This window comes from Oceanicella actignis, assembly GCF_900111545.1.
GTDB lineage: Bacteria > Pseudomonadota > Alphaproteobacteria > Rhodobacterales > Rhodobacteraceae > Oceanicella > Oceanicella actignis.
Genome location: NZ_FOHL01000009.1, coordinates 139,548 through 153,617, shown reverse-complemented (window position 1 = coordinate 153,617; position 14,070 = coordinate 139,548). Strand labels below are relative to the sequence as shown.

Genomic DNA, 14,070 nt, shown 5'->3' with positions numbered 1-14,070 from the left:
TCGTCGCCCGGGAAGTCGTAGGAGGACAGCAGCTCGCGCACCTCCATCTCGACCAGCTCGAGCAGCTCGGGATCGTCGACCTGGTCCACCTTGTTCAGGAACACCACCAGCGCCGGAACGCCCACCTGGCGCGCCAGCAGGATGTGCTCGCGCGTCTGCGGCATCGGGCCGTCGGCCGCCGAAACCACCAGGATCGCGCCGTCCATCTGCGCCGCGCCCGTGATCATGTTCTTCACGTAGTCCGCGTGGCCCGGGCAGTCGACATGCGCGTAGTGGCGCTTCTCGGTCTCGTACTCGACATGCGCCGTCGAGATCGTGATGCCGCGCGCGCGCTCCTCGGGAGCCGCGTCGATCTGGCTGTAGTCCTTGAACTCGCCGAAATACTTCGTGATCGCAGCCGTCAGCGTCGTCTTCCCGTGGTCAACGTGGCCGATCGTGCCGACGTTCACATGCGGTTTCGTGCGCTCGAACTTTGCCTTCGCCATGAGAGGCCTCCATTCCTTTGGTCGCCGGAGCGCCGCGTCGCGGACCGCTCCGGCCGATTGGTTGTTCCGTGGATCAGGCGTATTTCGCCTGGATCTCTTCGCTGATGTTCTGCGGCACCGGCTCGTAGTGGTCGAAGAGCATCGTGAACTGCGCGCGGCCCGAGGACATCGAGCGCAGCGTGTTGATGTAGCCGAACATGTTGGCCAGCGGCACGAAGGCGTTGATCACCGTCGCGTTGCCGCGCATCTCCTGGCCGGTGACCTGGCCGCGGCGGCTGGTCAGGTCGCCGATGATGCCGCCCGTGTATTCCTCGGGGGTGACCACCTCGACCTTCATGATCGGCTCGAGCAGCTTGGGCGCGCCCTTCTTGATGCCTTCGCGCATGGCGGCGCGCGAGGCGATCTCGAAGGCCAGGACCGAGCTGTCCACGTCGTGATAGGCGCCGTCGACCAAGGCCACCTTGACGTCGATGACCGGGAAGCCCGCCAGCGGACCCGAGTCGAGCACCGACTTGATGCCCTTCTCGACGCCGGGGATGTATTCCTTCGGCACCGCGCCGCCGACGATGCGGGACTCGAAGCTGAAGCCCTCGCCCGGCTCGGTCGGGGTCAGGATCAGCTTGACGCGCGCGAACTGGCCCGAGCCGCCCGACTGCTTCTTGTGGGTGTAGTCGATCTCGGCTTCCTTCGAGATGGTCTCGCGATAGGCCACCTGCGGGGCGCCGATGTTCGCCTCGACCTTGAACTCGCGCTTCAGGCGATCGACCAGGATGTCGAGGTGAAGCTCGCCCATGCCCTTCATGATCGTCTGGCCCGACTCGAGGTCGGTCTCGACGCGGAAGGACGGGTCCTCGGCGGCCAGGCGCGCCAGGCCCTGCGACATCTTCTCCTGGTCGGCCTTGGTCTTGGGCTCGATGGCGATCTCGATCACCGGATCGGGGAAGGTCATCGTCTCGAGCACCACGGGATCGGCCGGATCGCACAGCGTGTCGCCGGTGGTGGTCTCCTTCAGACCGGCCAGGGCGATGATGTCGCCGGCGAAGGCCTCCTCGATCTCCTCGCGGTTGTTCGAGTGCATCATCATCATGCGGCCGATGCGCTCGCGCTTGCCCTTGGTCGAGTTGAGAACCGAGTCGCCCTTCTTGATCTTGCCCGAATAGATGCGGGTGAAGGTGAGCGAGCCCACGAAGGGGTCGTTCATGATCTTGAAGGCCAGGCCCGCGAAGGGCTCATCGTCGCTCGGATGGCGGGCGACGTTGCGGGTCTCGGTCTCGTCGCCGGGGCGGAAGCCCATGTAGGCGGGCACGTCGAGCGGCCCGGGCAGGTAGTCGATCACGGCGTTGAGCATGGGCTGGACGCCCTTGTTCTTGAACGCCGAGCCGCACAGCACCGGCACGAACGACATGCTGAGCGTGCCCTTGCGGATCAGGCGGCGCAGGGTGGCGGCGTCGGGCTCGTTGCCCTCGAGATACGCCTCCATCACCTCGTCGTCCTGCTCGACGGCGATCTCGATCATCTCGGCGCGCATCTCTTCGCACTTGTCGCGCAGCTCGGGGCGCACGTCGCGCAGCTCCCAGGACGCGCCAAGGTCGTCGCCGGCCCAGACCCACTCCTTCATGGTGATGAGATCGACCAGGCCCTCGAGGTCGTTCTCGGCGCCGATCGGGCACTGGATCGGCAGCGGCGTGGCGCCGGTGCGGTCCTTGATCATGCGCACGCAGTTGAAGAAGTCGGCGCCGATCTTGTCCATCTTGTTGACGAACACGATGCGCGGCACCTTGTAGCGGTCGGCCTGGCGCCAGACCGTCTCGGTCTGCGGCTCGACGCCGGCGTTGGCGTCAAGCACGCACACCGCCCCGTCCAGCACCGCCAGCGAGCGCTCGACCTCGATGGTGAAGTCGACGTGGCCGGGGGTGTCGATGATGTTGAACCGGAACTTCGCCTTCTCGGGATCGGAGCCCCACTCGGGCGAGGGGGTCTTGCCGTCCTCGGTGTGGAACCAGAAGGTGGTCGTCGCGGCCGACGTGATCGTGATGCCGCGCTCCTGCTCCTGCTCCATCCAGTCCATCGTCGCGGCGCCGTCGTGCACCTCGCCGATCTTGTGGGACTTGCCGGTGTAGTAGAGGATGCGCTCGGTCGTCGTCGTCTTGCCGGCGTCGATATGCGCCATGATGCCGAAGTTGCGGTAGCGCTCGAGCGGGTATTGGCGGGGCATGGGCTTCGTCCTGCTGTGGGGTTACCAGCGGTAGTGGCTGAACGCCTTGTTGGCGTCGGCCATCTTGTGGGTGTCTTCCCGCTTCTTCACCGCGGCGCCGCGGCCGTTGACCGCATCGAGCAGCTCGTTGGCCAGCCGCTCTTCCATGGTGTTCTCGTTCCGAGCGCGCGCGGCGTTGATCAGCCAGCGGATCGCCAGCGCCTCGCGGCGCTCGGGGCGGACCTCGACGGGCACCTGGTAGGTCGCGCCGCCGACGCGGCGGGAGCGCACCTCGACGGACGGCTTGATGTTGTCGAGCGCCTCGTGGAACGCCTCGATCGGCGAGCGCTTGAGACGGGCCTCGACCCGCTCCATCGCGCCGTAGACGATCTTCTCGGCCACGGACTTCTTGCCGTCATACATCAGGTTGTTCATGAACTTGGTCAGCACGCGGTCGCCATACTTCGCGTCGGGCAGGACCTCGCGCTTTTCGGCGCTGTGACGTCGAGACATCGCGCTCTCTCCTTACTTGGGCCGCTTGGCGCCGTATTTCGACCGGCGCTGACGACGATCCTTGACGCCCTGGGTGTCGAGGACGCCGCGCAGGATGTGGTAGCGCACGCCGGGAAGGTCCTTCACGCGGCCGCCGCGGATGAGCACGACCGAGTGCTCCTGCAGGTTGTGCCCCTCGCCCGGAATGTAGGAGATGACCTCATACCCGTTCGTCAGGCGCACCTTGGCGACCTTGCGAAGCGCCGAGTTCGGCTTCTTCGGCGTCGTGGTGTAGACACGGGTGCAGACGCCGCGCTTCTGCGGGCAGGCCTGCAGATGCATCGACTTCTGTCGCTTCACTTTGGGCTGCCGCGGCTTGCGGATCAGCTGCTGGATCGTCGGCATAGGGCGGATACCCTTCTCAACACGTTGTTCGTTGGCCGCGCCGCGCGCGGATCGCGCAACGCGAATTGCCGCGAGGATTGCGCCGAAGCGCATCCTGCGGCGAAATTCCAGAGGATCGGAGCCGAAGCCCGGATCTTGACCGCCAGAATCAGGTTGTCGGGCGCAACACGACGACTCGCCGCGCTACGAGTGCGCGGAACCTACGCATGCGCCGGGCCGCTGTCAACAGCGGCCGCGGCGTCGCTCAGTCTTCGGGCGGCGCGTGCAGCGCGCGCACCGCTTCGCCCAGCGCGGCGTCGATCTGGTGCAGCGCCGCCGCCAACGCTTCGGCCAGCGCGGGATCGATGGGGCGCGAGGCGGCCGCCAGATCGCGCAGCCCCGCCACCGCCGCCACGGCCAGCGCCGCGCAGCGCTCCACGTCGGACAGCGGCCCTTCGGCGTCGATGACCGCGGCAAGTCGATCGTCTGCCATCGTGGCGCCTCCTGCATAAGGGTCGAAAAAGGCTAACGGATGTCGCCTGGGTTGTCCAATGCTTGCGAATTCACGCGAACTGCGGCGCCAGGCCGGCCGCCCGAAGGAAGAAGGCCCGCGGCCCCCCTCGAGAAGGGGCCGCGGGCCGCCATTCGCATCGATGCCGCGCCGGCTCAGGCGTCGGGCTGCGGGGCGTCGGGCTGCGGGGCGTCGGGGTCCGAAGGCTCGGCCGGCGGCGCCAGCCGCGCGGCTTCGGCCGCGGCCGCCTCGGCCGCCGCGCGGCGCTCGGCGATCACCTTGGCGTCGCGCTCTTGCGCGATGCGCTTGAGCCGCTGCGTCGCGCCGCCCGTGCCCGCCGGGATCAGGCGCCCGACGATCACGTTCTCCTTCAGGCCCACCAGCTTGTCCACCTTGCCCTGCGTCGAGGCTTCGGTGAGCACGCGGGTCGTCTCCTGGAACGAGGCCGCCGAGATGAAGCTGCGCGTCTGCAGCGACGCCTTGGTGATGCCCAGAAGGACGGGCTCGCCCTTGGCGGGCTCCAGCCCCTGGGCCTCGGCCTTGGCGTTGACCTCCTCGAACTCGACCTTGTCCACCTGCTCGCCGGGCAGGAAGGTGGTGCCGCCGGACTCGGTGATCTCGACCTTCTGCAGCATCTGGCGAATGATCACCTCGATGTGCTTGTCGTTGATCTTCACGCCCTGCAGCCGGTAGACCTCCTGCACCTCGTTGATCAGGTAGTCGGCCAGCGCCTCGATGCCCTGGATGCGCAGGATGTCGTGCGGCGCCGGGTTGCCGTCCATCAGGTATTCGCCCTTCTGGATCAGGTCGCCCTCCTGCACCGCGATGTGCTTGCCCTTGGGCACCAGATACTCGACGGGATCCTGGCTTTCGTCGAGCGGCTCGATGGTGATGCGCCGCTTGTTCTTGAAGTCCTTCCCGAAGCGGACGTAGCCGGTCACCTCGGCGATGATGGCGTGATCCTTCGGACGGCGCGCCTCGAACAGCTCGGCCACGCGGGGCAGACCGCCGGTGATGTCCTTGGTCTTGGCGCCCTCGCGCGGGATGCGCGCCAGAACGTCGCCCACGCGCACCTCCTGCCCGTCCTCGACCGACAGCACCGCGTCCACCGACATGGCGTAATGCGCCGGGTTGTTGTTGTCGAGGCGCACGGGATCGCCGGTCTCGGGGTCCTCGATGATGATCGCGGGCTTGAGCTCGTTGCCCTTGGGCGCGGTGCGCCAGTCGGACACGATCCGCTGCGAGATGCCCGTCGCGTCGTCGGTGTCCTCGCGCACCGAGACGCCCGGGATCAGGTCGACGAACTTGGCGCGGCCGGCCTTCTCGGCGATGATCGGCAGGGTGTAGGGATCCCACTCGGCCAGCTTCTGGCCGCGCTTGATCTCCTGCCCCTCCTCGACCAGCAGCTTCGAGCCGTAGGCCAGCTTGTAGGTCGCGCGCTCGACGGGCTTGGGGCCGCGCTTGTCGACGATGGCCAGCGTGACGTTGCGGCCCATCACGATGGTCTCGCCGTCCGCGTTGCGGATCAGGTTGCGGTTGCGGATCTCGAGCTCGCCTTCCTGGCTGGCCTCGATGAACGAGTTGTCGGTCACGTTCGCCGCGCCGCCGATGTGGAAGGTGCGCATGGTCAGCTGCGTGCCCGGCTCACCGATCGACTGGGCGGCGATGATGCCCACCGCCTCGCCGGGGTTCACCTTCGCGCCGCGCGCCAGGTCGCGCCCGTAGCACTGGGCGCAGACGCCGTCCTGCAGCTCGCAGGTCAGCGGGCTGCGGATGCGGATCTCCTGGATCTGGGCGGCCTCGATGGCCTCGACGTCGCGCTCGTCGATCAGGCGGCCGGCCTTGACCAGCACCTTCTCGGTGGCCGGATCGACCACGTCCTCGAGCGGCACGCGCCCCAGCACGCGCTCGCCCAGCGTGGCGATGACCACGCCGCCGTCGATCACCGCGCGGGCGGTGATGCCCTTGTCGGTGCCGCAATCGTCGGCGCGGATGATGCAGTCCTGCGCCACGTCCACCAGACGACGGGTCAGATAGCCCGAGTTGGCGGTCTTGAGCGCGGTGTCCGCCAGACCCTTGCGCGCGCCGTGGGTCGAGTTGAAGTATTCGAGCACCGTCAGACCCTCCTTGAAGTTGGAGGTGATCGGCGTCTCGATGATCTCGCCCGAGGGCTTGGCCATCAGGCCGCGCATGGCGGCCAGCTGGCGCATCTGGGTCGGCGAGCCGCGCGCGCCCGAATGCGACATCATGTAGACCGAGTTGGGCTCTTTCTGGCGGCCTTCCTCGTCCACCTGCACGGCCGAGATCGCCTTCATCATCTCTTCGGCCACGCGGTCGGTGCACTTGGCCCAGATGTCGACGACCTTGTTGTATTTCTCGCCCTGGGTGATGAGGCCGTCCAGATACTGCTGCTCGAACTCGGCGACCTGCTTGCGCGTCTCCTCGACGATCTCCCACTTGGAGTCGGGGATCACCATGTCGTCCTTGCCGAAGCTGATGCCGGCCTTGAACGCCTCGGTGAAGCCCAGCGACATGATCCGGTCGCAGAAGATGACCGACTCCTTCTGCCCGCAATGGCGGTAGACGGTGTCGATGACCTCGCCCACCTCCTTCTTGCGCAGAAGGCGGTTGACCAGGTCGAACGGCGTCTTGGGGTTGAGCGGCAGCAGCTGGCCCAGCCGCAGGCGGCCCGGCGTGGTGTCGTAGCGCTTGAAGATCTCTTCGCCGTTCTCGTCAAGCTGCCTGACGCGGCACTTGATCTTCGAGTGCAGGTGCACCAGCCCGGCGTGCAGCGCGTGCTCGACCTCTTCGACCGAGGCGAAGGCCATGCCCTCGCCCGGCATCCCCTCACGCTCGAGGGTGATGTAGTAAAGGCCCAGCACCATGTCCTGCGAGGGCACGATGATCGGCTTGCCGTTGGCGGGCGAGAGCACGTTGTTCGTGCTCATCATCAGCACGCGCGCCTCCAGCTGCGCCTCGAGGCTCAGCGGAACGTGCACGGCCATCTGGTCGCCGTCGAAGTCGGCGTTGAACGCGGCGCAGACCAGCGGGTGCAGCTGGATCGCCTTGCCCTCGATCAGCACCGGCTCGAAGGCCTGGATGCCCAGACGGTGCAGCGTCGGCGCGCGGTTCAGCAGAACCGGGTGCTCGCGGATCACCTCGTCGAGAATGTCCCAGACCTCGGGGCGCTCCTTCTCGACCAGCTTCTTCGACTGCTTGACCGTCGAGCTCAGCCCCTTGGCGTCGAGGCGCGCGTAGATGAAGGGCTTGAACAGCTCGAGCGCCATCTTCTTGGGCAGGCCGCACTGGTGCAGCTTCAGCTCGGGGCCGGTCACGATCACCGAGCGGCCCGAGAAGTCGACGCGCTTGCCGAGCAGGTTCTGGCGGAAGCGGCCCTGCTTGCCCTTGAGCATGTCGGAGAGCGACTTGAGCGGACGCTTGTTCGCGCCGGTGATGACGCGGCCGCGGCGGCCGTTGTCGAACAGCGCGTCCACCGACTCCTGCAGCATCCGCTTCTCGTTGCGGATGATGATGTCGGGCGCGCGCAGCTCGATCAGCCGCTTGAGGCGGTTGTTGCGGTTGATGACCCGGCGATACAGGTCGTTCAGGTCCGAGGTCGCGAAGCGGCCGCCGTCCAGCGGCACCAGCGGGCGCAGCTCGGGCGGAATGACCGGGATCACGGTCATGATCATCCATTCGGGGCGGTTGCCCGACTCGATGAAGCTTTCGACCAGCTTCAGCCGCTTGATGATCTTCTTGGGCTTGAGCTCGCCGGTGGCCTCGGCCAGCTCGGCGCGCAGCTGGTCGCGCTCGGCCTCGAGGTCGATGGCGGCCAGCATCTCGCGGATCGCCTCGGCGCCGATGCCGGCGGTGAAGGCGTCTTCGCCGTAGGTGTCCTGCGCGTCGAGATACTCCTCCTCGGTCAGCAGCTGGCCGTGCTTGAGGTCGGTCAGGCCGGGCTCGATGACCACATACTGTTCGAAGTAGAGGATGCGCTCAAGATCGCGCAGCGTCATGTCCAGCATCAGGCCGATGCGCGAGGGCAGCGACTTGAGGAACCAGATGTGCGCCACCGGCGCGGCCAGCTCGATATGGCCCATGCGCTCGCGCCGGACCTTCTGCAGCGTGACCTCGACGCCGCACTTCTCGCAGGTCACCCCGCGATACTTCATGCGCTTGTATTTGCCGCAAAGGCACTCGTAGTCCTTGATCGGACCGAAGATGCGCGCGCAGAACAGCCCGTCCTTCTCGGGCTTGAAGGTGCGGTAGTTGATCGTCTCGGGCTTCTTGATCTCGCCATACGACCAGCTGAGGATCCGCTCCGGCGAGGCGAGGGTGATCTTGATCTCGTCGAAGGTCTTCGGCGGCTGGTTCGGATTGAAGACGTTGCTGAGTTCCTGGTTCATTCCCGTGTCCTTGAATGACCCTGTTGCGTGGCGTCCCGCGCGCCGCGGCCCCCGGGGGAAGGGGCCGCGCGCAGATCGTCGGGGCGCTTATTCTTCCTCGCTGCTCAGCAGCTCCATGTTCAGACCCAGCGAGCGGATCTCCTTGACGAGAACGTTGAACGACTCGGGCACGCCCGCCTCGAAATTGTCCTCGCCCTTGACGATCGCCTCGTAGACCTTCGTGCGCCCGGCCACGTCGTCGGACTTGACCGTCAGCATCTCCTGCAAGGTATAGGCCGCGCCGTAGGCTTCCAGCGCCCAGACCTCCATCTCGCCGAAACGCTGGCCGCCGAACTGGGCCTTGCCGCCCAGCGGCTGCTGGGTGACCAGGCTGTAGGGGCCGGTCGAGCGCGCGTGGATCTTGTCGTCCACCAGGTGGTGCAGCTTGAGCAGATACTTCATGCCCACCGTGACCGGCCGCGCGAAGGGCTCGCCCGTGCGCCCGTCATAGAGGGTGACCTGCCCGCTCTCGTCCAGCCCGGCGCGGCGCAGCGCGTCGTTGACGTCGGCCTCCTTGGCGCCGTCGAAGACCGGGGTCGCGATCGGCACGCCGGCGCGCACCGTCTCGGCCGCCTCGACCAGCTCCTCGTCGCTCATGGGCGCGAGGGCCTCGTCGAACAGCGCGTCGCCATAGGCGTTGCGCATGGCCTCGCGCACCCGATCGAGCTCGCCCGAGCGGCGATAGGCGTCGAGCGCCTCACCGATCTGGCGGCCCAGGCCGCGCGCCGCCCAGCCCATATGCGTCTCGAGGATCTGCCCGACATTCATGCGCGAGGGCACGCCCAGCGGGTTCAGCACGAAATCGACCGGCGTGCCGTCCTCGAGGAAGGGCATGTCCTCTTCGGGGACCACGCGGCTGATGACGCCCTTGTTGCCGTGGCGGCCGGCCATCTTGTCGCCCGGCTGCAGCTTGCGCTTGACGGCGACGAAGACCTTGACCGTCTTCATCACGCCCGGCGGCAGATCGTCGCCGCGGCGGACCTTCTCGATCTTCTCGTCGAAGCGGCGGTCGAGCGTCTTCTTCTGCGCCTCGAACTGGGCGTGCAGCGCCTCCATGGCCGAGGCGTCGGCCTCTTCGGGCAGGGCCAGCTGCCACCACTGGCCGCGGCTGAGCGTCGAGAGCAGCTCTTCGGTGATCTCGGTCCCGGCCTTGACGCCGCGCGGGCCCTTGACCGCCGTCTTGCCCAGAAGCAGGGCCTTGAGGCGCGCATAGGTGTTGCGCTCGAGGATCGCCAGCTCGTCCGAGCGGTCGCGGTTCAGGCGCTCGATCTCCTCGCGCTCGATCTGCAGCGCGCGCTCGTCCTTCTCGACGCCGTGGCGGTTGAACACGCGCACCTCGACCACGGTGCCGTAGTCGCCCGGCGGCAGGCGCAGCGAGGTGTCGCGCACGTCCGACGCCTTTTCGCCGAAGATGGCGCGCAGCAGCTTCTCTTCGGGGGTCATCGGGCTTTCGCCCTTGGGCGTGATCTTGCCCACCAGGATGTCGCCCGGCCCGACATGGGCGCCGATGTAGACGATGCCCGCCTCGTCAAGGTTGCGCAGCGCCTCTTCGCCCACATTCGGGATGTCGCGCGTGATCTCCTCGGGGCCAAGCTTGGTGTCGCGGGCCGAGATCTCGTATTCCTCGATGTGGATCGAGGTGAACACGTCGTCCTTGACGATGCGCTCGGAGATGAGGATCGAGTCCTCGTAGTTGTAGCCGTTCCAGGGCATGAACGCGACCAGCACGTTCTTGCCCAGCGCCAGCTCGCCCAGATCGGTCGAGGGCCCGTCGGCGACCACGTCGCCCGCGCGCACCACGTCGCCCACCTTCACCAGCGGACGCTGGTTGATGCAGGTGTTCTGGTTCGAGCGCTGGAACTTGCGCAGGCGGTAGATGTCGACGCCCGGATCGCCCGGCGCGATCGGGTCGGTCACGCGCACGACGATGCGCGTCGCGTCCACCTGGTCGATGACGCCCCCGCGCCGCGCCACGATCGCCGCGCCCGAGTCGCGCGCCACCACCTCTTCGATGCCGGTGCCGACGAAGGGCGCCTCGGCCTTGATCAGCGGTACCGCCTGGCGCTGCATGTTCGAGCCCATGAGCGCGCGGTTCGCGTCGTCGTTCTCGAGGAACGGGATCAGCGCCGCGGCGACCGACACCAGCTGCTTGGGGCTGACGTCCATCATGTCGATGTCTTCGCGCCGCGCGATGGTGTGCTCGCCCGCGCGCCGGCACGAGACCAGCTCGTTGACGAAGCGGCCTTCCTCGTCCAGCTCGGCGTTGGCCTGGGCGATGGTGTGGCGCATCTCCTCGGTGGCGGACATGTAGACGACCTCGTCGGTCACCTGCCCGTCGACCACCTTGCGGTAGGGCGTCTCGATGAAGCCGTAGCGGTTGACCCGCGCGAAGGTCGCCAGCGAGTTGATGAGGCCGATGTTCGGACCTTCGGGCGTCTCGATCGGGCACATGCGCCCGTAATGGGTCGGGTGCACGTCGCGCACCTCGAAGCCCGCGCGCTCGCGCGTCAGGCCGCCCGGACCAAGCGCCGACAGGCGGCGCTTGTGCGTCACCTCGGAAAGCGGGTTGGTCTGGTCCATGAACTGGCTCAGCTGCGACGAGCCGAAGAACTCGCGCACCGCCGCGGCCGCGGGCTTGGCGTTGATCAGGTCCTGCGGCATGACGTTGTCGATCTCGACCGACGACATGCGCTCCTTGATCGCGCGCTCCATGCGCAGCAGGCCGACGCGATACTGGTTCTCCATCAGCTCGCCCACCGAGCGCACGCGTCGGTTGCCCAGATGGTCGATGTCGTCCACCTCGCCGCGGCCGTCGCGCAGCTCGACCAGCGCCTTGATGACGGCGATGATGTCCTCGCGGCGCAGCGTGCGCTGCTGCGGATCGGCGTCAAGGTCGAGGCGCATGTTCATCTTCACGCGGCCCACGGCCGACAGGTCGTAGCGCTCGGGATCGAAGAACAGCGACTCGAACATGGCCTCGGCCGCCTCGACGGTCGGCGGCTCGCCCGGGCGCATGACGCGGTAGATGTCCAGCAGCGCCTGCTCGCGGTTCATGTTCTTGTCCACGGCCATGGTGTTGCGGATCCACGGGCCGTAGTTGACGTTGTCGATGTCGAGGGTCGGGATTTCCTCGAAGCCGGCGTCCAGAAGGCGCTGCACGACCTCCTCGGTCAGCTCGTCGCCCGCCTCGACGAAGATCTCGCCGGTGTTCTCGTCGATCATGTCGCGCGCGGCGAAGCGCGAGTAGATCGTCTCGAAGGGCAGGAGGATCTCCTTGACCTTCTCCTTGTCCAGCTTGTTGATCGCGCGCGGCGTGATCTTCTTGCCCGCGGGGAACAGCACCTCGCCGGTGGCGGCGTCGACGATGTCATGGGCGGGCTTGGTCGCCTTCAGCCGCTCGGGGTCGAAGGGCGCCGCCCAGCCGTCCTTGGTCCGGCGATAGACGATGGTGTTGTAGAAGTGCTCCATGATCTGGTCCTGGTCCAGGCCCAGGGCATAGAGCAGCGTCGTCACCGGCAGCTTGCGGCGGCGGTCGATGCGCGCGTAGACGATGTCCTTGGCGTCGAACTCGAAATCCAGCCACGAGCCGCGATAGGGAATGATGCGCGAGGCGAAGAGCAGCTTGCCCGACGAGTGCGTCTTGCCCTTGTCGTGGTCGAAGAACACGCCCGGGCTGCGGTGCATCTGGCTGACGATGACGCGCTCGGTGCCGTTGACGATGAAGGTGCCGTGTTCGGTCATGAGCGGCATGTCGCCCATGAACACGTCCTGCTCCTTGATGTCCTTGACCGACTTGGCGCCCGTTTCCTCGTCCACCTCGAACACGATCAGGCGCAGCGTCACCTTCAGCGGCGCGGCGTAGGTCATGTCGCGCTGCTGGCACTCCTCGACGTCGAATTTCGGCGGCTCGAGCTCGTATTTCACGAATTCGAGGATCGCCGTCTCGTTGAAGTCCTTGATCGGGAAGACCGACTGGAAGACGCCCTGGATCCCCTCGCCGTCCATGGGCGCGTCGCCGTCCCCGGATTTCAGGAACAGGTCGTAGCTGGACTTCTGAACCTCGATCAGGTTCGGCATCTGCGCGACTTCGCGGATCTTGCCGTAGTGCCTGCGAATGCGTTTGCGACCGGAATGAGTCTGAGCCATGCTCGTCATGTACCTCTGCTGACGCCCGCGCGCCGCCGGGGAACGGCCGCGAAGCTCCGCCTCAGGTTTGCGGATCCCATGCTGCGTCGGCGTCCCACCGCCGTCGCTCCCGGATCCGTCGCGCCCTCTGGGACGCCCCCCATATGCGGCCCTTCCGGCCGGGGGCGTCCTAGACGACGCGGGCCGGCTCCGCCGAACCCCTTCCGGGGGGCGGAGCCAGCCTTGATCATCGCATGCTTGCGGCGCCCGCAAGGGGCGCCGCGCGCCGCATCACTTCAGCTCGACCTTGGCGCCGGCCTCTTCGAGCTTCTTCTTGATCTCCTCGGCCTCGTCCTTGGAGACGCCTTCCTTCACGGCCTTGCCGCCGGCCTCGACCAGCTCCTTGGCCTCCTTCAGGCCCAGGCCCGTGATGGCGCGCACTTCCTTGATGACGTTGATCTTCTTGTCGCCGGCGGAGACGAGGATCACGTCGAATTCGGTCTTCTCCTCCTCGGCGGCGCCGCCGGCGTCGCCCGCGGGGCCGGCCATCACGACCGCGCCGCCGGCGGCGGGCTCGATGCCGTACTCTTCCTTGAGGATGTTCTTCAGCTCGTTGGCCTCGATGAGGGTCAGGTTGACGAGCTCTTCGGCGAGTTTCTTCAGATCAGCCATTTTCTCGATTCCGTTCGTTCACAGGGTTTGGGCGGTCGGGGTCGTCCCCGCCGTCTCACGTTCGCTGCAAGTTCAGGCTTCCTCTTCGGCGCGAGCCTTGAGGATGCCCGCGATGTTGGTCGCGGGCGCCGTGATCGCGTTGATGAGGTTGCTGGCCGGGCCGACGAGCGCGCCGACGATGCTGGCCAGAACCTCTTCGCGGGAGGGCATCTTGGCCAGCGCGCGAACGCCGGCCTCGTCCAGAATGGTCTCGCCCATGGCGCCGCCAACGATGACGAGCTTGTCGTTCGTCTTGTTGAAGGCCTCCACGATCTTGGCCGGGGTCACGGGATCCTCGGCGTAGGCGAGCACGGTCTGGCCCGTCAGGTATTTCGACATACCTTCGCAGGGCTTGCCCTCCAGGGCGATCTTGGCGAGCTTGTTCTTGGCGACTTTGACCTTCGCCCCAGCTGCACGCATCTGGTTGCGGAAGGCCGTCATCTCAGCGACCGAGAGCCCGGCGTAGCGGCAAACCACGACGGCGCCAGAGTCAGCGAAGACCTTGTCGAGTTCAGCGACAATGGCCTTTTTCTGTGCTCTATCCACGGTCTTCTCCAAGTCCTTGGCAGGGGCGCGCCCCTGCCGGCTCACACATGCCGTCGGGGCGCGCGCCCCTTCGGCCATTCAGTCCCGTCCGGGTCCCGAACCAAGATCGCCGCGAGAAAATGGCGTCTTCGAATTCGTTCCCCGTCTGAGCGGGATCTTTAAGGCAAGGCTTGCGCC

General features: G+C 66.9%; 9 protein-coding genes. All 9 read right to left on the bottom strand.

Annotated features, from left to right (window positions below; all coding sequences use genetic code 11):
- Positions 1–485 (bottom strand): GTP-binding protein (locus BMW67_RS13455; RefSeq protein ID WP_125459003.1); only part of this gene is annotated, 485 nt, incomplete at its 3' end.
- A gap of 73 nt (positions 486–558) precedes the next feature.
- Positions 559–2,700, bottom strand: coding sequence for an elongation factor G (fusA, locus tag BMW67_RS13450; protein WP_072747964.1), 2,142 nt, complete (start codon positions 2,698–2,700; stop codon positions 559–561).
- A 21-nt stretch (positions 2,701–2,721) separates the two neighbouring features.
- Entirely contained in the window at positions 2,722–3,192 is a 471-nt protein-coding gene (rpsG, locus tag BMW67_RS13445) for a 30S ribosomal protein S7 (RefSeq protein WP_072747965.1), read from the bottom strand.
- A gap of 12 nt (positions 3,193–3,204) precedes the next feature.
- Positions 3,205–3,576: a 30S ribosomal protein S12 gene (gene rpsL / locus BMW67_RS13440; protein ID WP_072747966.1), complete on the bottom strand. Its 372-nt coding sequence runs from the start codon at positions 3,574–3,576 to the stop codon at positions 3,205–3,207.
- A 244-nt stretch (positions 3,577–3,820) separates the two neighbouring features.
- Positions 3,821–4,048 (bottom strand): hypothetical protein, encoded by a 228-nt coding sequence (locus BMW67_RS13435; protein ID WP_072747967.1) that lies wholly within the window; start codon positions 4,046–4,048, stop codon positions 3,821–3,823.
- 173 nt (positions 4,049–4,221) lie between these two features.
- A complete protein-coding gene (gene rpoC / locus BMW67_RS13430) occupies positions 4,222–8,472 on the bottom strand; it encodes a DNA-directed RNA polymerase subunit beta' (RefSeq protein ID WP_072747968.1) in 4,251 nt (1,416 codons plus the stop codon).
- Between the two features lie 87 nt (positions 8,473–8,559).
- The gene (gene rpoB / locus BMW67_RS13425) at positions 8,560–12,657 is read right to left on the bottom strand and encodes a DNA-directed RNA polymerase subunit beta (protein WP_072748063.1); all 4,098 of its coding nucleotides are present in this window, start codon (positions 12,655–12,657) and stop codon (positions 8,560–8,562) included.
- A 270-nt stretch (positions 12,658–12,927) separates the two neighbouring features.
- Positions 12,928–13,308, bottom strand: coding sequence for a 50S ribosomal protein L7/L12 (gene rplL, locus BMW67_RS13420; RefSeq protein WP_072747969.1), 381 nt, complete (start codon positions 13,306–13,308; stop codon positions 12,928–12,930).
- 72 nt (positions 13,309–13,380) lie between these two features.
- On the bottom strand, positions 13,381–13,893 hold the full coding sequence (gene rplJ / locus BMW67_RS13415) for a 50S ribosomal protein L10 (protein ID WP_072748064.1): 513 nt from the start codon (positions 13,891–13,893) through the stop codon (positions 13,381–13,383).
- Positions 13,894–14,070 lie beyond the last annotated feature (177 nt).

Bases quoted from the DNA above. Each gene is read 5' to 3' on its own strand.
- fusA (WP_072747964.1), bottom strand. From the start codon at position 2,700: ATGCCCCGCCAATACCCGCTCGAGCGCTACCGCAACTTCGGCATCATG.
- rpsG (WP_072747965.1), bottom strand. From the start codon at position 3,192: ATGTCTCGACGTCACAGCGCCGAAAAGCGCGAGGTCCTGCCCGACGCG.
- rpsL (WP_072747966.1), bottom strand. From the start codon at position 3,576: ATGCCGACGATCCAGCAGCTGATCCGCAAGCCGCGGCAGCCCAAAGTG.
- BMW67_RS13435 (WP_072747967.1), bottom strand. From the start codon at position 4,048: ATGGCAGACGATCGACTTGCCGCGGTCATCGACGCCGAAGGGCCGCTG.
- rpoC (WP_072747968.1), bottom strand. From the start codon at position 8,472: ATGAACCAGGAACTCAGCAACGTCTTCAATCCGAACCAGCCGCCGAAG.
- rpoB (WP_072748063.1), bottom strand. From the start codon at position 12,657: ATGGCTCAGACTCATTCCGGTCGCAAACGCATTCGCAGGCACTACGGC.
- rplL (WP_072747969.1), bottom strand. From the start codon at position 13,308: ATGGCTGATCTGAAGAAACTCGCCGAAGAGCTCGTCAACCTGACCCTC.